The sequence below is a fragment of the Streptomyces sp. SUK 48 genome (assembly GCF_009650765.1).
Classification (GTDB): Bacteria; Actinomycetota; Actinomycetes; order Streptomycetales; family Streptomycetaceae; genus Streptomyces.
Map to the genome: position 1 here is coordinate 615,884 of NZ_CP045740.1, position 25,121 is coordinate 641,004.

Below are 25,121 nucleotides of genomic sequence, written 5' to 3' on the forward strand. Positions count from 1 at the left end.
GTCAGTAGCGGACGGGCAGCGCGGTGAGGCTGCGGTTGAGGAGGGACGGCTGCCAGGTGAGCGCGCCGGGGTCGGTCAGGGTCAGGCCCGGGTGGTCGCGGACCAGCGTCTTGACGGCGGCGACGGCCACCAGCCGGGCCAGCGCGGCGCCGATGCAGAAGTGGGCGCCGAAGCCGAAGCCGAGGTGGGTGGCGCCGGTGCGGCGGACGTCGAACAGGCCGGGGTCGGGGAAGCGGGCCGGATCGCGGTTGGCGGCGGCGGTCACCAGGAAGATCCGGTCGCCCGCGCGCAGGGTGTGGCCGTCCAGTTCCAGGTCCGAGACGGCGGCGCGGATCGACATCTTGGACGGCCCGTCCAGGCGCAGCGCCTCCTCCACGGCGCCCTGGGCCAGCGCGGGGTCCTCGCGTACGGCGGCGAGCTGACCGGGGCGGGTGTGCAGGGCGAGGACGGTGTTGGCGATGAGGTTGCTGGTGGTCTCCCCGCCGGCGAACGCCATCTGGGTGAGCATCCCGACGAACTCCTCCTCGGTGACCGACTCCCCCACCCGGCCCTCCTTCAGGACCTGGCTGATCAGGTCGTCGGCGGGTTCGGCGCGGCGCCGGGCCACCAGCCCCGCGAGGTAGTCCTCCAGGCTCACCAGGGCCTGGAGGGAGGCCCGGTACTCGCTCTCCTCCTGGGCGGTGCCGAGCACGAGGTCGGCGACGCGGGCGTTCCAGTACCAGAAGGCGGCGGCGTCGGTGCGCGGGATGCCGAGCCAGCGGGCGAACACCAGGGCGGGCAGCGGCTTGGCCACGTCGGCCATCAGGTCGCCGGTGCGGCCGGGGACGGCCTTGCGGGCGAGGACGGCCCGGGTGGCCTTCTCGGTGAAGGTCCGGTAGCGGGCCACCGCCCGTGCGGCGAACGCCTCCTGGAAGACCTGGCGCAGCCTGCGGTGCTGCGGGGGGTCGTTGAACACCATCCAGCGGGACAGGATGCCGAACGCCCGCTCGGCGTCCTCCCGGGCGCCCTGCGGTACGGCGTCCATCAGGGGCCGTACCCGGTCGGCCGTGACGGCCGGGTCGCGCAGGCAGCGCATCACCTGGTCGTAGCCGGTGACCAGCCAGGCGTGGTGCATCGGGCTCCAGTGCACGGGGGCGTGCGCGCGCAGGGCGTCGAGGTGCCCGTAGGGGTCGGCGATCATGTCCGGGGACAGCAGGTAGCGCTCGGTGAACACCGGCGCGGGGGCGGTCGCCGTACTCGTCGAGGTCGCGGTCGTCATCGGTTCTCCCCTTCCTCGATCGCGGTGAGGATCCCGGCGATGCCGCCGACCCGCGGCTCCGCCATCATCGACATGTGGTCGCCCTCGCTGATGTGCACGGTCAGTCCGCCGCCGGCCAGGTCGCGCCAGCGGGCGAGGTAGGTGTCGTAGTCGACGTCCAGGCCCGGCATGGTGCGTCCGCGCGGCAGGCCCGCGGCCTCGCTGCCGACCACGAGGTGGATGTGGCCGGGGTAGGGGCGGACCTCGTAGCCGGCGAGGGCGGCCAGCAGCGAGTGCCACACCTCGATGGGCGCGTTCTCGACGAGGGCGGCCTCGGCGGGGCTCATGCCGGCGCCCAGCAGGGTGGCGGTGAGCTCGGCGGTGGCCCGGTCGCGCTCCGGGGACGGCGGCAGCTGCCGGATCAGGTCGCGCTGGCGCCAGGCGGTGCGCAGGTCGTCGGTGACGCCGCTGAGCCGGGCGCGGGCTGCGGGGTTGGGCAGGTACGGCTCGATCAGGACGAGCGGGGCCACCGGGTGGCCGGCGCGGTGCAGCTGGGTGGCCATCTCCAGGGCGATGTTGGCGCCCATGGACCAGCCGAGGAGGGCGTGCGGGGCCCGCTCGCCGGTGGTGTCCGGGGTGGCGTCCGGGGTGGTGTCCGGGGCCCGGTCGGTGATCTCGGCGACGTAGTTGGCGGCGATCCCGGTGACGGTGCTCGGGTCCACCCCGCCGAGCAGTCCGCGCGCCTGGAAGGCGTGCACGGGGCGGCCGGGCGGCAGGGCGCGGGCGAGCGGTACGAACCAGGCGGCGCTGCCGCCCGTGGGGTGCACGCACCACAGCGGGTCGCCGGTGCCCTCGCGCAGCCGTACCTCGGAGGTGACGGCGGCGGGCAGGCCCGCCCCGGCCGCGCGGGTGGCGTGCTCGGCGAGCTGAGCGATGGTCGGGTGCTCGATCAGGTCGCCGACGGAGACGGTCAGGCCGCGTGCGGCAGACATCAGGGAGACCCGGACGGTGGACAGGGAGCTGCCGCCGATGCGGAAGAAGTCGTCGTGGACGCCGATCCGGGCGAGGCCGAGGACCTCGCGCCAGATCTCGGCGAGGACCTTCTCCGCCGGGGTGGCCGGGGCGACGAACTCGGTCTCGCTCTGGTCGAGTTCGGCGGGCGGCAGCGGCAGCGCCCGCTTGTCGATCTTGCCGCTGCGGTTGACGGGCAGTTCGTCGAGGAGCACGAACCGGGCGGGGATCATGTACGCGGACAGCGAGGCGCGCAGGGCGCGGCGCAGCTCCTCGGAGGCGGGCCGGGCGGGGGCCCGCGGGACGAGGTAGGCGACGAGGGCCGGTTCGCCGCCGGGCAGGTCGGTGCGGTGCAGTACGACGGCCTGGCGGACCTCGGGCAGTGCCTGCAGCGCGTGCTCGATCTCGCCGAGTTCGATGCGGAAGCCGCGCAGCTTGACCTGTGAGTCGCGGCGGCCGAGCCATTCCACGGAGCCGTCGGGCCGGTGGGTGCCGAGGTCGCCGGTGCGGCACAGCCGCTCGCCGGGGAGCCCGTAGGGGTCGGGCACGTAGGTGGCGGCGGTGAGTCCGGGGCGGCCGAGGTAGCCGCGGCCGACGGCCTGGCCGCCGAGGTAGATCTCGCCGGGGACGCCGGCCGGGACGGGCTGGAGGTCGTCGTCCAGGACGTGCACGCGGGTGTTGCGGATCGGGGTGCCGATGGGCGGCTGGCCCTGGCCGGGGCTGAGTTCGACGGCCACGGACCATACGGAGGTCTCGGTGAGGCCGTAGACGTTGTGGAAGCGGCGGCCGCGCGACCAGACGTCGGCGAGTTCGGCGGGGCAGGACTCGCCGGCGACCTGGAGGACCCGCAGCTCGGGGAAGTCGTCCTCGCCGAGCACCGCGAGGGCGCTGGGCGGCAGCATGGCGCAGGTGACGCGGGCCGCGCGCAGGGTGCGGGCGAGGTCGGGGCCGGGGCGCAGGTCCTCCTTGGGCGCGGTGACCAGGCGGCCGCCGTTGGCGAGGGACCAGGTGAGTTCCAGGATCGAGGCGTCGAATCCGAAGGACGCGAACTGGAGCACCCGGTCCCCGGGGGTGGGGCGTACCAGGTCGCGCTGGCCTTCCAGCATGTTGGACAGTCCGCGGTGCGGCAGGGCGACGCCCTTGGGGGTGCCGGTCGAGCCGGAGGTGTAGATGATGTAGGCGAGGGTGTCGGCGTCGGGCTCCCGGCCCGGGACGGGCTCCATGGGCTCGGCGGGGGCGTCGAGATGGAGCACGGGGCCCTCGAAGGGCACCGTGCCGTCGAGGGCGCGCTGGGTCAGCAGGACCCGCATGCCGCTGTCGTCGGCCATGAACTTCAGGCGCTCGGTGGGGTGCTGGGGGTCCAGCGGCAGGAAGGCACCGCCGGAGCGCAGCACGCCGACGGCGGCGCGCACCAGGTCCGGCCCGCGCTCGACGCAGATCCCGACGACCGTCTCCGGGCCGACGCCCAGACTCCGCAACCGCCGCGCCAACTGCTCGGCCTGTTCGTTGAGTTCGCCGTACGACAGCCGCTGTCCGCGGTGCTCGACCGCGACCGCGTCCGGAGTGCGGGCCGCGTGGCGGGCGATGTGCTCGTGCAGCATCAGCGGCGAGGACGGGATCTCGGGTCCGCGTGCCCAGTCGTCGAGGGCGGTGGCGCGGGCGGCGCCGGTGAGTGCGGGCCGGGTGACCCGGGCGTCGGGGCCGGCGACCATGGCCTCCAGCTGGGCGCAGTACACGTCGGCCAGCTGCTCGGCCGTGGCGGGGGCGACGAACTCCGGGTCCACGTCGAGGGTGAAGGCGTTGACGCTGGCGTTGACCAGCAGCGGGAACATGGTCCGGGCGATCTCCAGGGAGTCGTCCCAGGAGTCGTGCGACAGCCGGTGGAAGTTGACGTAGTTGAAGACGGTGTCCGTCAGGCTCGGCTCGGTGGGCCGCAGTCGGGCGATGCGGACCAGGGGCACCCTGCGATGCGGCAGCATCTCCTTCTCGGCCTCGAACACGTCCCGCAGATAGCCGCGCCAGCTGCCGCGCGGGCGGGTGACGCCGAACGGCACGGTGTTCAGGAAGAGTCCGCGCATCCGGTCGGCGCCGGGCACCTCGGGCCGACCGTTGGTGACCAGGCCGATGCTGTGCCCGAGGGCGCTCTCGTCGCGGTCGGCGAACAGGCTCATGGTGTGGTGGAAGGCGGTGAGCAGTACGGTGCGGCGCGGCACCCCGGCGTTCTTCGCCAGTGTGCCGATGCGCTCGGCGAGATGGGCGTAGGAGCGCCGGACCTCGTGCACCGGCGGCCGGTCGGTGCCCGTACCGCCCTGGGTGCGGCGGCGGAAGGTCACGGGGCGCAGGTCGGCGAGGCTGTCGCGCCAGTACGTCAGCGACTCCTCGCTGTCGAGGGCGGCCCGCTCCAGGGCCACGTACTCGGCGAACGCGGGGGCCTGCGGGGGCCGGGGCGTGGTGCCGTGGGCGACGGCCTCGCGGTGCAGGGCGAGCAGGTCGGCGACGAGCGAGGTGAGGCTCCAGCCGTCCAGCACCACATGGCAGTCGGTGAGCACGAGCCGCAGATCGTGGTCGGTGATGTGGTGCAGATGGATGCGGACCAGGGGCGCGGCGGCCAGGTCGAAGCGCCGGTCGAACTCCTCGTCCACGAACTCCCGCAGCCGCGCGCGCTGTTCGTCGCGGGGCAGGTTGCGCAGATCGGTGTAGCCGACGCGCAGGCGGGCGGCGCGGTGCACGAGCTGGAGGGGTTCGCGGTAGCCGACGAGGTCGACGGAGCTGCGCAGGATGGGGTGTCCGGCGACGACCGCGTCCACGGCCGCCTGGAACGCGGGGAGGTCGAAGCCTTCCGGGGTGCTGATCTTCAGGTCGGTGACGTTGTGGTAGGCGCCGCGCCGGGGGTCGGCGAGCATCTCGTGCAGCATGCCGGCCTGGAGCATGGTCAGCGGGTAGGCGTCCTCCAGGCCGTCGGGCAGCCGGCCCGCGTCGGCGGGGTCGAGCTGGGAGAACGGGGCGACGGGGGCGGGCGCGTCGACGGCCTCGGTGACGAGGGCGGCGAGGTCGGCGAGGGTGCGGGTGCGGAAGACGTCGGCGACGGAGAAGCCGAGCCCGGCGAGCCGGCCGAGGCCGACCAGGCGCAGCGCGAGGATCGAGTCGCCGCCCAGGTCGAAGAAGTTGTCGCCGCGGCCGACGTGTTCGGCGCCGAGCACCTGGCTCCACACTCCGGCCAGCGCCTGCTCGACGGGGCCCTCGGGCGGCACATGGGTGCCGGGTCCGGCCGCGGCGGGGGCGACGGCGGTGAGCGCGGCGCGGTCCACCTTGCCGTTGGCGGTCAGCGGCAGCCGCTCGTGCCGGACGAACAGCGCGGGGACCATGTAGTCGGGCAGGGTCAGCCGCAGCCCTTCGCGCAGCGCGGGCGGATCGAGGGGGCGGGCCTCCGGGGTGACGACGTGGGCGACCAGGCGGGCCGTGTCGCCGTCTCGGCGGGCGACCACCGCGACATCGGCGACGCCGGGCAGGGCGCGCAGCGCGGTCTCGATCTCGCCGGGCTCGATGCGGTAGCCGCGGATCTTCACCTGGTGGTCGGCGCGCCCGATGTACGCCAACTGGCCGTCGGGCAGCACCCGTACGAGGTCGCCGGTGCGGTACATCCGGGCACCGGGCGCCCCGAAGGGGTCGTCCAAGAAGCGTTCGGCGGTCAGTTCGGGCCGGTTGCGGTAGCCGCGGGCCACGCCGCCGCCGGAGACGTACAGTTCGCCGACGCTGCCGGAGGGCACGAGCCGGCCGTCGGGGTCGAGGACGTACCCGTGCTGTCCGGTGAGCGGACGCCCGATGGGGGAACGGACGGTGCCGCGCACATCGTCCTCGGTGATGGTGCGGAAGGTGACGTGCACCGTGGTCTCGGTGATGCCGTACATGTTCACCAGGGCGGGCTTCTCGCCCAGGGCGGTGAACCAGTCGCCGTAGTCGCGGACGTCGAAGGCGTCACCGCCGAACACCACGGTACGCAGCGGGAGTTCGGCGAAGTCGCCGCCGGCGCTCTTCAGATGGGCGCGCAGGCCCTTGAAGGCGGCCGGGGTCTGGTTGAGGACGGTGACGCCCTGTTCGCGCAGCACCCGGTGCACGGCGGCCGGGTCGCGCACCTCGTCGGCGCCGAGCACCACCACGCGTCCGCCGCTGGTCAGCGGCGCCCACAGCTCCCAGACCGAGAAGTCGAAAGCGGGCGAGTGCATCAGCGTCCACACGTCGTCCGGCCCGAAGACGAAGTGCCGGTCGGCGGCGGCCAGCAGCCAGGCCAGGTTGCCGTGGGTGATCTCGACGCCCTTGGGGCGGCCGGTGGAACCGGAGGTGTAGATGACGTACGCGAGGTCCTCGGGGGCGGGGAGGAGGTCGGGGCTCTCCTCCTCGGGGCCGCCGTCCTCGTCCAACGCCAGCAGCCGGACCGGCAGTTGCTCCACCGCGCCGCGGGTGGCGCGGTCGGTGACGATCCACTCGATGCCGGAGTCGGCGACGGTGAACTCGCGGCGGGCCTTCGGGTGGGAGGGGTCGAGCGGGAGGTAGGCGGCTCCGGCGCGCCAGACGCCGAGCAGGGCGACGGCCAGGTCGGGGGTGCGGTCGAGGCAGACGCCGACCAGGGCGCCGGGGGTGACCCCGGCCGCGCGCAGCCGCCGGGCCAGGCGCGAGGCCCGGGCGTCGAGTTCGGCGTAGGTCAGGCACCGGGTGCCGCGCACCACCGCGATCGCCTCCGGCGCCGCGCCGATGTGCTCGGCGAGCCGGTCGGGGGCGGTGCGCGGGGCGGTCCGGGGCTCGTTGCCGGCGTTCGCGGGCCCGCCCGGGCCGAGCAGGAAGGCGCGCTCGGCGGGGGTCAGCGGGTCGATGGCGCTGAGCCGGATGTCGGGGGTGGCGCAGAACGCCGCCAGCAGGTTCACGGTGTGCCGGGCGAGGGCCGCGACGGAGGCGGCGTCGTACAGGTCGGGCCGGTAGACGAACGCCAGCTCGGTGCGGCCGTCGCCGTCGCGCAGATCGAGGGTGAGGTCGAACTTGGCGGTGGTGAGGTCGATCCGGTACGGCGTCCCGCCGGCCGCGCCGAGGTCGAAGGCGGAGCCGCTGGTGTCGGTGTGCGTGTACAGGACCTGCACGAGCGGGTTGCGGGCGAGGTCGCGCTCGGGGCTGAGCGCCTCCACCACCCGCTCGAACGGCAGCGACTGGTGCGAGAACGCCTCCAGCACCCGCTCCCGGGTACGGGCGAGCAGCGCGGCCGGTGTCGGGTCGTCGGTGAAGTCACCGCGCAGCACCAGGGTGTTGACGAAGAACCCGACGAGCTGCTCGGTCTCGGCCCGCTCCCGGTTGGCCACGACGGTGCCGACCGCGATGTCCCGCTGTCCGCTGTGGAAGGCCAGCGCGGCCTGGAAGGCGGCGAGCACCGTCATGTACGACGTCGTGCCCGCGCGGCGGCCGAGTTCGGCGAGCGCGCCGGTCAGGGCGGGCGGCAGGGTGAGGACGTGGGCGTCGCCGCGCCCGCCGGGGGTGTCGGGGCGGGGGTGGTCGGTGGGCAGCTCCAGCGGGGTGAGGCCGGCCAGCCGGGTGCGCCAGTGGTCGAGGGCGGCGGACTGGTCGCCGCTCCGCTGCCAGATCGCGTAGTCCGTGTAGTCCAGGGGGAGTTCGGGCAGTTCGGCGCGGCGGTCGCCGGTCCGCGCCCGGTACAGCTCGGTCAGGTCGCGGACGATCAGGCCGAGGGACCAGCCGTCGGAGACGATGTGGTGCATGCCGAGGACCAGCACGTGATCGTCGTCGCCGGCGCGGACGAGGGTGGCCCGGAAGGCGGGCTCCCGGCCGAGGTCGAAGGGGCGCAGCGCGGCGGCGTGCACGGTGGCCGCCAGCCGCAGCTCCTGGTCCGCGCCGGCCGGGGCGGCGGCGTCCACCACGTCGAGGCAGCCGGGGTCGGGCGGCAGGATCCGCTGGTACGGCAGGCCCTCGTGCTCGGGGAAGACCGCGCGCAGCTGCTCGTGCCGGGCCGTGAGGTCGGTGACGGCGGCACGCAGCGCGGGCACGTCCAGCGGGCCGGTGAACCGCCAGGCGGCGGGCAGCAGATAGGTGGCGGCGCCGGGGTCGAGGCGGTCCAGGAAGTACAGGCGCTGCTGGGCGGGGGACAGCGGGACGCGGTCGGGGCGCGGGCTGATGCGGACCGGACCGTCGTCGCGGGCGCCGGTCAGTCCGCGCAGCCGCTGCTCCAGCAGGCGCCGGGCGGCCGGGGACAGGGCGGCGGACGGGGCGGCGGGTCCCGGGCGCACGTCGGATGTGGTCATGAGGGCACTCCGATCTGAACTCATGGGGAGGAAGCAGGTGTCGGGCGGGAGGCCCTCAGAAATCGGCGGTGAGGGAGAGGTCGATCTCGTCGTCGCTCATCTGCGAGATCAGCTCCAGCAGCCGGCGCTCCACCTCGGCGGCGAGCCGCCCCACCGTGGGATGCTCGAACAGGTCCCGGACCTGGAGCGGGCAGTCGAACGCGGTGCGCAGTCTGGAGGCGACGGCGACGGCGCGCAGGGAGTGGCCACCCAGGGCGAAGAAGTCGTCGTGGACGCCGACCCGGGGCAGGTCGAGGACCTCGCACCAGATCTGTGCGACGACCGTCTCGGCCGGGCTGCGGGGCGCCACGAAGGTCTCCGGCTCGGGCGCCGCGGGCTCGGGCAGGGCGGCGGTGTCCAGCTTGCCCTGTACCGTCAGCGGCAGCGCGTCGAGCAGGACGAACGCCGACGGCACCAGGTAGTGGGCCAGTTGGGCCCGGCAGTGTGTCTGGAGGATCTCCTCCGACAATCCGTCGCCGACGACGTAGCCCACCAGGGCGGCCTCGCCGCGCAGGGTGCGCACGACGACCGCCGCGCCCCGCACCCCGGGGTGCCCGCGCAGCACCGCCTCGGTCTCCTTGGGCTCCACACGGAAGCCCCGGATCTTCACCTGGTCGTCGTTGCGGCCGAGGAACTCCAGTTCACCGGAGGGCAGTCGGCGTACGACGTCCCCGGTGCGGTACACCCGTCCGCCGAGCGCCCCGAACGGGTCGGGCTCGAACCGCTCGGCGGTCAGCGCCGGCTGCCCCAGATAGCCACGGGCCAACTCGTGCCCGCCGACCAGGAGTTCGCCGGGCACGCCCTCGGGGACGAGTTCGCCCAGCGCGTCCACCACGTAGGTACGGCGTCCGCCCAGGGGCCGGCCGATGGGTACCCGGCCGCCGCGGGCGCCGTCGACGGTGTGCGCGGTGGCCGAGATCACCGACTCGGTGGGCCCGTAGGTGTTGAGCACGGGCACCTGGGGCAGGTGCCCGAACCACCGCGTGAGCGGGTCGGCGGGCAGCGCCTCGCCGCCGGTCACGAGCAGCCGCAGCGAGGCGAGCCGCGGGGCGAGCCGGTCCAGGTGGGACACCAGCTCCGCCCAGTAGGACGGGGTCAGTTCCATGACCGTGACCCGCTCGGCCGCGACCCGGGCGGCCAGTTCCTCCGGCGCCCAGATCTCGTCCGGGCGCACGATCACCGTGGCGCCGGTGCTCAGCGCGGGCAGGATCTGCTCCAGCGAGGCGTCGAACGAGGTGGACGCGAAGGTGAGCACCCGGTCCTCGGCCCGGAGCGCGAACCGCTCGCGGGCGGCGGCCACATGGGCGTCGAGGGCGTGGTGCTCGACCCCGACGGCCTTGGGGCGGCCCGTCGAGCCCGAGGTGAAGATGACGTAGGCGAGGTCGTCCGGGTCGGGGGTGTGGCGGGGGCCGTCGGGCAGCGGTCGTACGTCCTCCACGGCGGTGGCGCGCACCCCGAGCGCGGTGACCCTGGCGCCGGTGCGCGCGTCGGCCACGACGTGCCGCACCCCGGCCTCCCGGAGCATGTACCGGAGCCGGTCCTCGGGCAGCAGGGCGTCGAGCGGGACGTAGACTCCGCCCGCCCGCCAGACGGCGAGCATCGCGGCCACGGACCAGACGCCACGCCCGACGCACACGCCGACGGGGTCGCCGGGGACCACTCCCCCGGCGGCGAGGCCGGCGGCCAGTCCGCCCGTCAGGGCGTCCAGCCGGGCGTAGTCGAGACCGGCACCCTCGCACACCACGGCGGGGTCCTCGGGGCGGCCCGCCACCCGGAACGCCGGTGCGGCCGGCACGTTTCGCCCCGCCGTCGCCACCAGCAGGTCGCGCTCCCCCGCGGACAGCAGCGGTGCCGCGTCGACCCGGGTGTCCGGCTCCGTGAGGAAGGCGTCCAGCAGGCGTCCGACATGGCGGGCGAACCGGGTGGCGGTGGCCGGCTCGAACAGGTCGGCGGCGTACTCGACGTTGAGCGCGAACCCGTCCGGGCGCACCACGAAGGTGGCCGTCAGGTCGAACTTGGCCGACTCCCAGGGGAGCCGGAAGTCACCGGTGTCGAGCCCCGGCAGCCCCGAGCCGCCGGTGGAGGCGTCCTGGACGTCCACCATCACCTGGAACAGGGGGTTGCGGGACAGGTCGCGGGCGGGGCGGAGCCGCTCCACGACCCGTTCGAACGGCACCTCCTGGTGGCCGAAGGCGCCCAGCACCACCTCCCGCACCCGGTCCACGAGCCCGGCGAAGGTGGGCCGCCCGGACAGATCCGTGCGCAGCACCACGGTGTTCACGAAGAAGCCGACCAGCGGCTCCAGTTCGAGACGGTCGCGCCCGGCTACGGGTGTGCCGACCGGCACGTCGGTCTGCCCGGACCAGCGGGCCAGCACGGCCTGGGCGGCGGCCAGCAGCACCATGAACCGGGTCGCGCCGCGCTCCCGGGCGAAGGCGTCCACGCGGTGCACCAGCTCGGCGGGCAGGTCGATCTCGACGGCGCCGCCCCGTCCGGTGAACGCGGCCGGCCGGGGCCGGTCGGTGGGCAGCTCCAGCGCGGGCGTCCGCGCCAGCACCCTTTCCCAGTAGGCGAGTTGCGGTTCCAGCGCGCCGCTCTCGGCGCGTTCACGCTGCCACACCGCGAAGTCGCCGTATTGGACGGGCAGCGGTGGCAGCTGGGCCGCCCGGCCCGCCCGCCGGGCCGCGTAGTGGTGGGCCAGCTCGTCCAGCAGGACGCCCTTGGACCAGCCGTCGGTGACGGCGTGGTGCAGGGCGAGCACGACCACGTGGTCGTCGTCGGCCAGCTCCCACACCCCGGCCCGGAGCAGCGGCGGCCGGGCGAGGTCGAAGCGGCGGGTGGCGAGGGCCGCGGCCCGCTGCCGTACGGCGTCCAGGCGGGACTCCTCGTCCACGCCCCCGGGCGCCGCCTCCCAGAGCAGGGGCACGCCCACCGGATCGCACACCTGCTGCACGGGGCGGCCGTCGGACTCGGTCAGCGCCGTGCGCAGCACCTCGTGCCGGGCCACGGAATCGTCCAACGCCTGCTGCCAGGCGGCGCGTTCGAGCCCGCCGCGGACCCGCCAGCTGTACCAGAGCAGATAGGAGTCGCCGCGGTCGGAGGTGCGGTCGAGGAACCACAGGCGTTCCTGCGCGAAGGACAGCGGCAGCGGGCGGGCGCGGTCGACGGGCACCACCTCGGCACTGCCCGAGGTGCGGGCGCCGGCCACGCGCGGGGCGAAGCCGCGCACGGTCGGGTACTCGAAGACGGTGCGCAGTTCGATGTCCCGGCCGAGCCGTCCGGCGATCCGGGAGACCGCCATGGTGGCGAGCAGGGAGTGCCCGCCCAGGTCGAAGAAGCTGTCGTCGATGCCGATCCGCTCCAGGCCCAGCACATCGGCCCACACCTCGGCGACGATCCGCTCGGTCTCGTCGCGGGGCGCGGCGAAGCCCGCGTCGTCGGCCGGGCGGCCCCGGTCGGGGTCGGGCAGGGCGCTCCGGTCGAGCTTGCCGGAGACACCGACAGGGAGGGCGTCCAGGGCGACGAAGTCGGCGGGGACGGCGTAGTGCGGCAGATAGCGGGCGCACCAGGTCCGCAGCTGTGCCCGCTCGGGCGCCGAGGGGGCGTCCGCGGCGGGTACGACATAGCCGGTCAGGGTCTGTCCGGTGGCACGGTCGGGCCGGACGGCGGCCGCGGCGACCAGCGGGCAGGCGCGCAACACGACCTCCACCTCGCCGAGTTCGACCCTGAAGCCGCGGATCTTGACCTGGTCGTCGCGGCGGCCGACGAACTCCAGCTCTCCCCGGGGCGTCCAGCGCACGACGTCGCCGGTGCGGTAGAGGCGCCCGCCGGGCGGCCCGTACGGGTCCGGTACGAAGCGGTCGGCGGTCAGCGCGGGGCGGTTGAGGTAGCCGCGCGCCAACTCGGTGCCTCCGATGAGGAGTTCACCCGAGACGCCGACGGGCACCTGCTCGTCGTCCGCGTCCACCACGTACACCCGCCGGTCGCCGAGCGGACGGCCGATAGGCACGCTGTCGGCGAGCGGTTCCCCGGCGTCGTGGGTGGTGGCGGTGACGGTGGTCTCGGTGGGCCCGTAGGCGTTGCAGACCCGCACCCAGGGTACGGTGGCCCGCCAGACCGCCAGGGTGTCGGCCGGTACCGCCTCACCGCCGAGGACCAGCAGCCTGAGCGGGGCGAGGGCGGCGGCCAGCCGGCGGTCGAGGGAGAGGGCCAGCTCGGACCAGTAGGTGGGCGGCACATTGACCACGGTCAGCTCGTGCCGCTGGACGATCTCCGGCACCTGGGTGGGCAGCCAGGGCTCCTCGGGGCGCATGACGACGGTGGCGCCGGAGGTGAGGGCGGGCAGCACCTGGTCGAGGGAGGCGTCGAAGGAGAAGGAGGCGAAGGCCAGCACCCGGTCGGCGGCGGTGATGCCGAGGCGCTGCCGGGCGGCGGCCACGTGCGAGGCGAGCGCGGCGTGTTCGACGCCGACCGCCTTGGGGCGTCCGGTGGACCCGGAGGTGAAGATGACGTGGGCGAGCTGGCGGGGGTCGGGCCGGTGGCGGGGCCCGTCCGCGTCCGGGGTGACGGCGGTGACGTCGACGGCGACGGGCGCGAGCGGGGCGGCGGCGCCGGCCGTGGCCGGTGCGGTGACGACGCAGGCGAGCCCGACCTCTTCCGCCATGAACGCGAGCCGTTGCGCGGGCAGTTCGGGGTCGAGCGGCACATACACCCCGCCCGCCCGCCAGATCCCCTCGATGGCGGCGACCGACCACAGGCCGCGGCGCAGGACGACACCGACCGGGCTGCCCGCGCCGACTCCGGCGGCGCGCAGTGCGGCGGCGAGTCCGCCGGACATGGCATCGAGTTCCGCGTAGGTGGCACTGTCGTCGCCGCAGCGCAGCGCGAGCGCCTCGGGCCGTCCGGTGAAGGCGACCGGGTCGGCGGGAGCCGCGGGCCGGTCGGGTGCGTGGTGCCAGTCGCTCCCGGGCCGAGCGGGCGCGCCGGGTCCGGTGGGCAGGGCGCGCGCCAACTCGTGCACGGGGGTGGCGGGTTCGGCGATGACGGCCCGCAGCAGGGCGGTGTACGCCGTCGCGAACGCGCGCATCGTGGCGGCGTCGAACAGGGCGGTGGCGTACTGGAGGATGGCGGCGATGCTGCCGTCCGTGCGCAGGGTCAGGTCAAGGAAGACGTCCAGCGGGGTCTCGGTCAGCGGCGGTTCGACGAGCGCCACCTCCAGGTCCGCCATCCGCACCGGCCGGATCGGGGAGTTGAGCAGGGTGAACGACGCCTGGGCGAGCGGGTGCCGGGACAGGTCCCGGGAGCCGCCGAGCGCGCCGACCACCAGGTCGAAGGGGGCCTCCGCATGGGACAGATCGGCCGGCACCCGGCGCCGTACCCGCTCCAGCAGGGCCTCGAAGGCGGGCCGCCCGGACAGGTCCGTGCGCAGCACGACGGTGTTCACCAGCGGGCCGATCAGCTCGGCGGCACCGCGCTGGGCCCGGTCGGCGAGCGTGCTGCACACGGCGACGTCGGTACGGCCGGACCAGTGGCCGAGCAGCGCCTGGTAGGCGGTGAGCAGCACCATGTAGCGGGTGACGCGGCGGGACCGGGCCAGCCCGTCCACGACGGCGACCAGGTCGGCGGGCAGGTCGAAGCGGACGACGTCACCGGAGCCGTCCCAGACCCGGGGCCGCGGCCGGTCGGTGGGCAGTTCCAGCGGGGTCAGCCCGGTCAGCCGCTCCCGCCAGTGCCCGAGCAGCCGTTCCAGCCGGGCGCCGGAGAGCCGTTCGGCCTGCGCGTGGGCGAGTGCGGCGTACTGCACGGCGGGCGGGGCGACCTCCTCGCCCCGGTATCCGGCGGCCAGTTCCGTCAGCAGCACGCCCCAGGACCACCCGTCCACGGCGATGTGGTGGACCTCGACCAGCAGCAGGTGCTCGTCCTCGGCGATCCGGGCGAGGGTGGCGCGGACCGGGTGCTCCTCGGCGAGGTCGACGGGACGGCCCAGGCAGCGGGCGTACAGATCGGCCGGTCCGTCGGCCGTGACCCGGTGCAGGGTGAAGGCGGCGGGCGCGTCCACGACCGCCGCCGGCTCCCCGTCCACGGCGGTGAACCGGGTGCGCAGCACCTCGTGCCGGTCCACGATCCCGCCCAGCGACCGCTCCAGCCGGTCGGCGTCGAGGCGCCCCCGCAGGCGCAGCACCAGCGGCAGCATCGACCCGCTGGAGGAGCCCGCCAGCTGGTCCATGAACCACAGCCGGCGCTGCGCGAAGGACACCGTCCGGGCGTCCACGTCGTTCGGCGCCCCCGCAGGGGCCGGGCCTGTAGTCACTGTCGCCTCCCAGCCGTCTTTTCCCAGCAGCCTGCCGCCACGCGCCGACGCTCCCCAGGGAAGAAGACGCAGCGGTGTGAGCAGAGTCGGCTGCGGTTCTGGGGGAGGGGGCGGCGGACTCGGGCCGACGTGGGGGCCCAGACGGCCGGTTCAGCGGCCTCGGGCCTTGCCGATGCGTTCGGCGACCGCGGGCTTGTCGAGATAGCGGCGGACGTCGTGGGCGTTGAGCTTGCCGTTGTCGACCTTGACGTCGGTGACCCCGACCGCCAGGTGGGACAGGCCCTTGCCCTTGTTCACCGGGTCGTTGGCCGCGTACAGGTTCGTCCACTCCACCCCGGCCGGGACGGACAGCGGTTCACCGGCCGCGTGAACGCCCTTGCGCACCGCGAGCCAGCCCAGCGGCGAACCGCAGGTGATCAGCGACGCCACCGCCGGGCCGCCGTCCGGCGCGGGCGGAACCTCGCCCCGGGTGAGCATGTCGTAGAACACGACGGTGCCCAGCGAGTGGGCGATGACCATCCGGGCGCCCGTGGTGACCAGCGCCTCCCGGACCACGGCGCGGACCGCGGCCGCCGTCCGCTCCTGCCGCAGGTAGCCATGGGCTTCGCGGATCAGCCACAGCAGACGGTCGGTCACTCCCTTGCCGGCCACCCGGTCCACGGCCTGAGCCCGTCTGAGGATCCGCGGTGTGAGCCGGCCCGCCCCCAGAGTCCGGCCGGCCATCGGGGAGTCCTGCTCCTCCGCCACCGCGGACGGGGCGTAAGCGGCCAGGGCTTCCAGGATGAAGTCCTCTTCCTCTTCGTCCACGGGCGCGTCCTCGGCCGCACCAGCGGCGTCCGGGCCCAGCCGCATGTACCGGGTGGCCGTCTTCGGGTACACACCTTGGTACGACGGGACGGTGAGGCCGACCGGACCGGCCGCCTCCGCGAGCCCCGCGCAGGCCAGCGCGTCGTCCACGGACTCCTGCCAGCTCCTGCTCAGCGCCTCCGTCGTGGCCGAAGCCCCCTGCCGGATGCCGTGCACCCCGATGATCCGCAGTGCGCTCACCGTGCCCCCTCCTCGTTCGCCACTAGGGCTGCTGCCCGGCCGATCGTAGCCGCGGGCGGGGGGCCGGCCGCTCCGGATAGGCTGACCGGGCCGTGCGCCGCACCTCGCGCGCGGAGCGGGGGGAGAGCTGTGGACGCGCAAGAGCCGACGGGAATCGTCCGGCGGCGGCTGATCGTGATCGCGTTGGACGGTTACAAGGACAGCCCCCCGGGGTTCGACGAGGCCATCGACGCCCAGGTCGCACGGATCACGGGATGGCTGGCGGACCCGGACATCGAGGACGCCCGCCGCTTCGAGGTGACCCGGGCGCCGTCGGTGCGTACGGTCGGCGAACTGCGCGACTTTCTGCGCGAGGAGAATCTGGCCGCGGCCAGGTACCGGGAAGCCGTCGTCGTCTACATCACCGGCCACGGCATGCGCCGGGTCGCGCCCCGCCACTTCCTGACGCTCGCCGAGACCGACCCGGATCGCCTGTTCGCCACGGCGTTCCCGACGAGCGAACTCATCACCGCGGTGCTCGACAGCTGGTCCGAGCACGTGCTGGTCCTCGTCGACTCCTGCTTCTCCGGCACCCTGCGCACGGAACTGACCAGCCTGCTCGAAGCCCTGTCCGCGGAGCGCCACGGGTTCGACGGAGCGGCCGTGGTCACCGCCGGCAATCACGAGGAGCGGCCGCTGGTCGGTTCGTTCACCGAGCGCGTGGCGCTGGCGTGCGAGCGCATGCGCGACGAGACGGCCGGGTACACCGCCCCGTATCTCTCCTTCCAGGAGTGGGAGCAGCTCCTGGACGAGGTCGGATGGGACGACCGGGGCGTCGAAAAGGATCTGGTCCGTGCCGAGTGGATCGTCCCGCACTCGCGCAGGCGCGCCCCCAGCGCCTGTCTGCCCAATCCGCGGTACCGGGCTCCGGTCGCCGCGGCCCGCCCGGCACTGCGCCAACTGGCCCTGACCCGGTCCGCGGACACCGGCACGAGTCCGGGCGCCCTGGACGAGTTCTGGCTGGAGCGCGCCTCGGGGCGGGCGGCCGCCGACGACCCGGGCTGGTACTTCAGCGGCCGGGCCGAGCTGATGAGCCGACTGACCGACTTCCTGCGCACGGGCGAGGGTGTGCTCGTCGTCACGGGCGCGGCCGGCTCCGGCAAGTCCGCGCTCCTGGCCCGTCTGGTGACCCTCTCCGACCCCGGGTTCGCCGCGGATCCGTCGTACGCGGCCATGGTGGCGGGAATTCCCGAACGGCTGCGGCCGGCTGCCGGGGCGGTGGACGTCGCGGTGCTGGCCCGCAACAAGTCCGCGGGGGCGGTCGTCCAGGACCTCGTCACCAGCCTCGGCCCCGGGCGCGAGGAGCCGTCGCCCGGACAGGCCGAGGAGTTGCCGCTGCCGACGCTGCTGCGACAGGTGCGCAGGCGGACCGACGCCGCCGCGGGGCCGGTCACCGTGGTCGTCGACGCGCTGGACGAAGCCAGTGACCCCCTCGCCGTCTTCAACGACGTCGTCCTGCCCCTCGCCCGCCTGCGCGGTCCGGGCGGGGCCCGTCTCGTCCGTCTCCTCCTCGGCGTCCGCAGTTCCCCGGACGTGGCATACCCGTCGGGCGGGTCCCTGCTCGACGAGCGCGCGGATCATCTGCTGCTGCGGCTGACCGAGGCGCTGAAGGACGAGGGCCTGTTGCCCGGGGTGCTGCGCAGTGACGGGCCCGACTGCGCCGACGACATCGCGGCCTACGCCGCCACGCTGCTGCTCGCACCGGCCGACAGCCCCTACCGCGGCGCGTCGGAGGCAGCCGCCGAAGCCGCCACGATCATCGCGGACGCGGTCGCGCCGTCCTTCCTGGACGCGCGGATCGCCGCCGACCAGCTGCGGCGGGCGAAGACCCGCCAGGACATGGCCGAGGGCGGGTGGCCGGCACGTCTCGCCGACGGGACCACCGGGCTGCTCCGTGAGGACGTCAGGGCCGTCTCGCTGAGCACCGGCGTCCCGGACACCCTGCTGGTCGCCGCGCTGCGCGCGACCGCGTTCGCGCCGGGCGCCGGTCTGCCCTGGGCGGATGTCTGGCCGGCCGTCACCGCCGCCCTGGCCCGGCCGGGCAATGGATACGGTCACGGCACCGAGGCCGTCGACCACGCCCTGCGGACCCTCCGCCACAGCCGCCTCACCGGCTATCTGGCCATGGCCGAGGAGGATGCCCGCACGGTCTACCGTCCGGTCCACCAGCGGCTGACCGACCTCCTGCTCACCAACCACGAGCTGCTGCTGCCCCGGTCGCCGGTCCCGCCCGGTCCTTCACGGCAGGCGCCGACCCCGGCGGAGCGGTTCACCGCGGCCCACGCCTCGATCGCCGCCGAGCTGGCCGCTGTGGTCCGGCGCTCCCGAACCCGGCACCCGCACCCGTACGTCCGCAGGCATTTCCTCCACCACGCGACCCTCGGGGAGATGCTGAACGATGCCGACGTACCCCTGGAACTGCTGGCCCAGGAGACCTCCGGCACGCTGCGGTCCCGCCTCGGGCTGCCGCTTCCGGCGGCGGACCCGCGGCGCCGGATGCTCACGGCGGCGGCGGTGGTCGAGCCCTACCTCGACGCGACCGTGGACCCGGCCTCGCGCCTGGGCAGCATCGTCTTCCAACGGGGCGTGCGGGGCGAGCCGTGGGAGGCGCCGACCGGCCTGCCGGCCACCCTGGCCTGGGGCCGGTGGTCGGCGCGCGTGAACGTTCTCGCCCCGACTAAGGGGGGGACGAGAAGCCTCCAGGTCCTGCCCACGCTGGACGGGCGGGCACTGGTCGCGGTGCTGTCGGAGGCCGGGTCCGTGCGGATCTGGGACGCGGCGACCGGCCGCCTGGTGTCCGAGCTCGGCGACACCCGCTCTCCCGTCCGTGGCCTGTGCACCATCCGGGCGACCGGGGGCCGGACGTTCCTCGTCACCTGGCACAGGAGGGGCGTGACCCTGTACGACCCCGGCTCGGCCCAGCCCATCACCGCCCTCTCCCTGCCGGCCGTCGACGACGTGCACGTCCTGGAGGACGGCGCCGCGCGCTGGAAGCTGTTCGTCATCACGGCGCAGAGCGCCTTCGTGTGGCGGCCGAACGCTCACGGCGTCGACGAGAGCCGCGTCGTCGAGGCCGAGGGTTTTCCGGGGTCGGGCCCCGTCTTCCGCCGCAGCACGTCGGCCGTGGTGCGACGGGCGAGCGGACACGCGCTCGTCGCCTTCCCCACGCCGGAGGGCATCCGCCTCTGGGACCCGTTCTCGGGCTTGACCCCGCATCCGCCGTTCGGGGGCGACCGGGCGCACGTGGCCCTCGCCGTGTCCAGACCCGGGAAGGACGACCTGCTCGTCGTACGGATGGGAGCACCTGTCCGATGGCGGCTCTGGGACCCCTTCCGGGGTGAACCCGCTCCCTGCCCCGCGCTCCGGGGGCGACCTCTGGCGGCGCTGCCCGGTGGCACGGCGGTGGCCTACACCCGGCTCAACCGCATCGTCGTGCGGGACATCGACAGCGACCGGGAGAACTCCTTCGAGGCCGACCTCCCGTCCATCGACGCCCTCGCCGTCCTGGACGACCCGAACGGCCCGCGTGTCGTCTCCGCCGGTCCCCAGGGGATCAGGCTGTGGCAACCCGGCCACGAGCCGACGCTGCACGGGGACGGTCTGGCGGAGACGCTGTACCGGGCGCCCCTCGGGTCGTACCCCGCGGAGCCGTGGCCGCTGTGCAGGACGCGATGCCCGGGCCCCGACGGAGCCGACGACGTCCTCGTGCTCGGCACCCGCGTCGGACTGGAGGTCCACGACGCCGTGACGGGGCGGCTGGTGAAGCGGTTGGACACCGGGCGGGTCAGGAAGGTCGAGCCCCTGCCGTCGCCTCCCGGCGGCGCGTACGTCATGGTCGAGGACCGCAGCTCCTGGTCGGTCTGGGACCTGGTGTCCGGCACGGAGGTGCGTCCCGCGCAGGAGACCGGCTCCGGCCTCCAGCGGTCCTGCGTCGTCACGACGGCGGCCGGTGTGCCGCTGCTGGTCCGGCTGGAGGGGCGAGGAAGCCGCAGCTCCGTGGTGTGGGGTCCGGTCGACGGCCCCGAGACCGGCGCCCTGCCCAGGTCGGCCACCGATCAGCCGCGCCTCCTGACACCCGTTCCCGCGCGGGAGCCGGGCACCACCCTGATCGCCGTGGTGGGCATGGCCGGCATCGAAGTCGTCGACCTGTTCTCGGGTCGCGTCGTCACCACGCTGAGACGGTCTGCCCATCACCGGTCGCAGTTCCGGCACGCGTGCGCTGTCCGCGGCCACCACGGGGTGGTGCTGGTCGCGACCACATCGGCCGAGATCTTCGTCTGGGACACGGCCGACGGCTCTCTCCTCACCCACTGGAGAGCTTCCGACACCCTGGCGCTGGCCGCGGTGCCCCTGTCGGACGGCCGGACACTGATCGCCTCCGCGGGCCGAAGCGGCATCCGCCTCTGGGACCCGCTGACCGGCGAGCTCCGCCACACCCTCCTCACCGGCGCCCCGGTCCACGCACTGGCCGTCGGCACCATCGCCTCAGGCCCCGCACTGCACATCCTCGGCCCGGCGGGACTGGCCACGCTCCTGCTGGAGGAGCGGCTGCTGTGACGCGGGGCCGGAACGGCCGCACCGCGCTGCACGGGCCCGGCACGGTGCGGCGCGAGCGCGAGCGCGATCAGCCCTGCTCGACCAGTGCCGCCACCCCGTCCAGCAGCCGCTGGAGTCCGAACTCGAAGAGCGCGTCCAGGTCGAGGTCGTAGCCGGCCGCGGCGAGACGGGAGAGGGCGGGGAAGCGGCCGGTGGACAGGATGTCCAGGAGCGCGGCTTCCTGGGTGTCCATCCACTGTTCGCTGTCGAGGCCGCTGTACGCCTCGGCCTCCCGCTCCGACTCCAGGTTCACGGCGATGCCCCGGGCGTAGTTGAGCAGCATCAGGTGCGCGGTGAAGGCGGTGTGCAGGTCCAGGCCGCGGGAGTGCAGGACGCGGAGCATCCACTCGCTGTACGGCAGGGCCGACGTCACCATCTGGGGGCGGGTCACCGACAGGGCCGGGGCGAGCCACGGGTGGCGGCGGAACTGGTCCCACAGCCGCCGGGCCGCCAGTTCGATCGCCGCGCGCCACTCCTGCGGCGGGTCGGCGGGCAGCGGGTGCCGGGCGAGGACCGTGTCCATCATGCGTGTCAGCAGGTCGTCCTTGTCGGCGACATGGCGGTACAACGACATGGTCGCCACGTCGAGTTCGGCGGCCACCCGGCGCATCGACACCGCCGCCAGCCCCTCCGCGTCGGCGACCGCGACCGCGGCGGTGACGATCCGGTCGAGGGTGAGCGCCGACGGGGCCGGGGCCGCGTCGGCCCCCCGACCACCCTGGTGGGTGGTGGCGGGGCGCGGGGGCCGCGCCGGGCGGGCCGGAGGTGTCACGACCGTGCCGACGCCGGGTACGGCGTGGACCAGCCCCTCGCGGCGCAGTTCGGTCAGCACCTTGGTGGCCGTCGCCATGGCGACCCCCCACTGGCGGGTGATCTCCCGGGTCGAGGGCACGCGCTCGCCCGGCGCCAGTTCACCGGTCTCGATCCGCCGCCGCAACTCGCCGGCGATCTGCCCGGAGCGCGACACCGCCTGTCCGCTCATCGCCATCCTCCGCACTAGTGCACTGAAGGCGGCCATCGTAAGCCCGCGACGCCGGGCGATACGGCGGCAAGACCCCACTCCAACGCCCGTACGTACTAGTGCACTGATCCGCAACTCCCCTGACCAGCAGGCGATTTGGCGCTTGCGCACTCGGTTGCGTACGCCGTACATTCCCACCATGACCGACAACGAGATACTCGTCTGCGGCGCCGGCATCGCGGGGCCCGCGCTGGCGTACTGGCTACGCGAGGGGGGCTTCACGGTCACGATCGTGGAGCGGGCACCGGCGCCCCGGCCGGGCGGGCAGACCGTGGATCTGCGCGGCGCGGGCCGTACCGTGATCGAACGCATGGGCCTGATGGACCGGGCCAGGGCGGAGAGCGTCGACCAGCGCGGGCTCGCCCTCGTCGACGCCTCGGGCCGCGTCACCGCAGCGCTGCCCGCCGACAGCTTCGGCGGCGAGGGGATCGTCTCCGAGATCGAGATCCTCCGCGGCGACCTCGCCCGCCTGCTGTACGAGGCGAGTCTGCCCGGCACGGAGTACCTCTTCGACGACACGATCACCGCGCTGGAGCAGGACGCGGACGGGGTCACGGTCACCTTCGAGCGGGCCGCGCCGCGCCGGTTCGGGATGGTCGTCGGCGCGGACGGGCCGCATTCCGTGGTGCGCGCGCTGGCCTTCGGCCCGGAGCGGGAGTTCGTCCGTCCGCTCGGCCTCTACACGGCCTGGTTCACCGCCACGGGCGACCTGGACCTCGACGGCTGGTACCTGATGCACAACGCGCCGCCCGGTCTGGTCGCCTCCGCCCGGCCCGGCCGGCTGCCCGGCGAGATCAAGGCGGGCCTCAGCTTCCGCTCGGCGCCCCTCGCCTACGACCGCCGGGACATCGCCGCCCAGCACGAGTTGCTGGCCCGGCGCTTCGCCCACGTCGGCTGGGAGGCGCCGCGCCTGCTGCGGGCGATGCGCACCGCCCCGGACTTCTTCCTCGACTCCATGGGCCAGGTCCGCCTGGACGGCTGGTCGCGCGGCCGGGTCGCGCTGCTGGGCGACGCCGGGTACTGCGCGACCCCGCTGACCGGCCTCGGGACCAGTCTCGCGCTGGTCGGCGCGTACGTACTGGCCGGTGAGCTGGCCAGAACCGGGGGCGACCACCGGGCCGCGCTGCGCCGCTACGACGAGGTCATGCGCCCGTACGTCGACCAGGCCCAGCGGCTCCCGCCGGGCGGTGCCTCCGGATACGCGCCCACGAGCCGCCTCGGCATCCGGCTGCGGGACCTCTCCATGCGGCAGATGACCCGCCGGCCGATGCGGAACCTGCTCGCGGCGCAGTTCGCCAAGGCCGGGAACATCGAGCTGCCCGACTACGGGAGGGGGTCACAACTCCAGGGGAGGCTCGCGGAGTCCGGTGCCTGACATGGGTGCGGCGGTGAGGAACTCGCGGGCCCCGCGCACCGCCGTACGCAGGGCGCCACGGGTACGACCGCTGTCCAGCCGGACGTCCAGGGCTCCGGGGACGCCCGAGTCCGCACGGCGGCCGGCGGGCAGGGTGGCGGGGTCCAGTCCGTCGCGGCGGGCGATCAGGAGGCCGAGTTCGTACCGGCTGACGGCGTCGGGCCCGGCGACATGGCGGATGCCGCAGTGGTCCGAGAAGGCGAGTTCCAGCAGCGCGCGGGCGAGGTCGGCGACATGGACGGGGCAGCGGACGTCGTCGGTGAACAGCGCTCCGGCGCGGCGGCCGGCGGACAGCTCGTGCACGAACGCCTCGTGGGGCGAGCCGCCGTCGCCGATGATCAGTGAGGTGCGCGCGACGACGGCCTCCGGGACCAGCACGCGGATCGCGGTCTCGGCGGCGGCCTTCACGGCGCCGTAGGGCGTGATCGGATCCGGGGCGGCGGACTCGTCGTAGTGGACCCGGTCGCCGGAGAACACGGCGTCGCTGGACACATGCACCAGCCGCGCCCCTTGCCGCCGCGCGGCCGCCGCGACCCGGACGGCTCCCTCGGCCGTCGTCGCCCAGTCGGACGTCCGGGAGGCGGTGTTGATCACGATGGTCGGCCGTAACCGGCGGACCACGCAGGTGACTTGCTCCGGCTGCCGGATGTCCAGGGGTAGCCAGTCGGCCCCCGCGAGAGATCCCGGGCGGGTGCCGTACGTCGCCGTGACGGCGTGTCCTGCCGCCACCGCCCGCCGGACCAGTTCCCCGCCGAGGAAGCCGCTGCCGCCGATGATGAGGAGGGTCATGGTGCGTCAGGGTATGCCTTGCCCGAAGTCCGCGAGCGAGACCGAGAGCGACGCCGAGAGGGAGGCCGAGGCGGATGACCACCAGGCCGCACGAGGAGTACGAGGGGCACGGGGAACCGGAGCCGCACGAGGAGCCGGGGACGCAGGAGGTGCCGGGGACGCAGGAGGTGCCGGTGATCCGGCTGCACCGCTGGGACGCCGACTGGCCGGACGACGACCCGCACGCCAACTTCAAGTCGGATGTCGTCCTGTACGGCCGGCTCGATCCGCTCGCCACCCTGCGGGGCATGGCCGAGAACCTGGACATCCCGGTCGGCGCCCTCGCCCGCTATGTGCTGGCGCGCTGGGCGACCGGCGGCAGCGGAGGACTGCTGGAGGTGGGGCCGGTGATGGTGCACCGGCTGTGGGAGCCCATCGCCGAGGCGGAGCGGCAGGACAGCGACGACGCGCGGCTGCGGGCGTACCACCAGCTGCGGCAGATGATCGCCTGGCTCAAGCTGCCGCTGGACGAACCGACCCTCTATCCGGCCCAGTTCGAGGACGGCCGGTTCGAGGACGGTCCGGACCACACGGCGACCCGGTGAACTGCTAGAACCATGAGGACGGCCCCCGCACCCCAGCAGGTGCCGTCCTCACGCCCCCGCACCCAGGAGTTCCCCGTGCCCGCACCGGACGCCGACACCCGCACCAGCCGCGAACGCTCCGCCAAGCCCCCCGTCCCCCATGCCGCACTCGGCGTGGGCGCGATCGTCCTCGGGGAGCGGGGCGTCCTCCTCGGCCGCCACCAGCGCGGCACCCTCGAACTCCCGGGCGGCACCGTGGAGCCCGGGGAGTCCCTGGAGGAGACCGTCGTACGGGAGCTCGCCGAGGAGACCGGGCTGAGCGTGCGCACCGAGGACGTCAGGCTCCTGGGCACGCTGGTCGACCATGTCGAGGACGTCGTACGCGTCACCGTCGGCGCCCTCGTCACCGCGTGGCGGGGCGAGCCGGCCACCCAGCCGGACGAGCGGGTCGGCGACTGGGCCTGGTACCCCCTGGACGGGCTGCCCGACGGCCTGTTCGTGTGCAGCGCGCAGATCCTCACCGCGTGGCGCCCCGAACTCCCCGTCACGCACACTCCGGCGCACTTCGCCCCGTACGCCTAGGGCCTCTCGTGTGGATCATGCCGGGCTCGCGGGCCCTGGCACCGCGCCTCGCGGCGTTGTCGTCGGTTGCCATGGCTCCGCCATGTCGCCCTCCTCCGCCTTGCGACCCACGGCACCAGACCCCGCTCCCTGATCCGGCCTGATCCAAACGAAAGACCCTAGGGCCGTCGGGAGACG

9 protein-coding genes and 1 pseudogene are annotated in these 25,121 nt (G+C 74.5%); 4 read left to right on the forward strand and 6 right to left on the reverse strand.

Going from position 1 to position 25,121, the window contains the following annotated elements:
• Nucleotide 1: 1 nt before the first annotated feature.
• The 4 genes from GHR20_RS02785 to GHR20_RS02800 form a co-directional block, all read right to left on the reverse strand.
• Nucleotides 2–1,258, reverse strand: coding sequence for a cytochrome P450 (locus GHR20_RS02785; protein ID WP_153812068.1), 1,257 nt, complete (start codon nt 1,256–1,258; stop codon nt 2–4).
• Nucleotides 1,255–8,544 (reverse strand): non-ribosomal peptide synthetase, encoded by a 7,290-nt coding sequence (locus GHR20_RS02790; RefSeq protein WP_153812069.1) that lies wholly within the window; start codon nt 8,542–8,544, stop codon nt 1,255–1,257. Before GHR20_RS02790 ends, GHR20_RS02785 begins: the two co-directional genes overlap by 4 nt.
• 55 nt (nt 8,545–8,599) lie before the next feature.
• Nucleotides 8,600–14,893: a non-ribosomal peptide synthetase gene (locus GHR20_RS02795; protein WP_153812070.1), complete on the reverse strand. Its 6,294-nt coding sequence runs from the start codon at nt 14,891–14,893 to the stop codon at nt 8,600–8,602.
• A 150-nt stretch (nt 14,894–15,043) separates the two neighbouring features.
• Nucleotides 15,044–15,940, reverse strand: a complete 897-nt coding sequence (locus tag GHR20_RS02800; protein WP_153812071.1) for a hypothetical protein — start codon at nt 15,938–15,940, stop codon at nt 15,044–15,046.
• 129 nt (nt 15,941–16,069) lie between these two features.
• On the opposite strand from GHR20_RS02800, the gene GHR20_RS02805 reads away from it, so the two are divergent.
• A complete protein-coding gene (locus tag GHR20_RS02805; RefSeq protein ID WP_153812072.1) occupies nt 16,070–20,536 on the forward strand; it encodes an AAA family ATPase in 4,467 nt (1,488 codons plus the stop codon).
• Between the two features lie 67 nt (nt 20,537–20,603).
• On the opposite strand, the gene GHR20_RS02810 is transcribed toward GHR20_RS02805, so the two are convergent.
• A complete protein-coding gene (locus GHR20_RS02810) occupies nt 20,604–21,557 on the reverse strand; it encodes a TetR/AcrR family transcriptional regulator C-terminal domain-containing protein (RefSeq protein ID WP_153812073.1) in 954 nt (317 codons plus the stop codon).
• A 178-nt stretch (nt 21,558–21,735) separates the two neighbouring features.
• Here GHR20_RS02810 and GHR20_RS02815 point away from each other — a divergent pair, with 178 nt between their 5' ends.
• Nucleotides 21,736–22,971, forward strand: coding sequence for an FAD-dependent monooxygenase (locus GHR20_RS02815; protein ID WP_153812074.1), 1,236 nt, complete (start codon nt 21,736–21,738; stop codon nt 22,969–22,971).
• Here the strand turns inward: GHR20_RS02815 and GHR20_RS02820 are convergent.
• Entirely contained in the window at nt 22,933–23,799 is an 867-nt protein-coding gene (locus tag GHR20_RS02820) for a sugar nucleotide-binding protein (RefSeq protein ID WP_153812075.1), read from the reverse strand. The two genes, GHR20_RS02815 and GHR20_RS02820, sit on opposite strands and share 39 nt — an antisense overlap.
• Nucleotides 23,800–23,873: 74 nt before the next feature.
• Between GHR20_RS02820 and GHR20_RS02825 the strand changes: the two genes are divergently transcribed.
• Both GHR20_RS02825 and GHR20_RS02830 read left to right on the forward strand, forming a co-directional pair.
• The gene (locus tag GHR20_RS02825) at nt 23,874–24,383 is read left to right on the forward strand and encodes a DUF6027 family protein (protein ID WP_243877878.1); all 510 of its coding nucleotides are present in this window, start codon (nt 23,874–23,876) and stop codon (nt 24,381–24,383) included.
• Between the two features lie 102 nt (nt 24,384–24,485).
• Nucleotides 24,486–24,944: pseudogene (locus GHR20_RS02830) on the forward strand (NUDIX hydrolase); the annotation flags it as partial.
• Nucleotides 24,945–25,121: the final 177 nt, after the last annotated feature.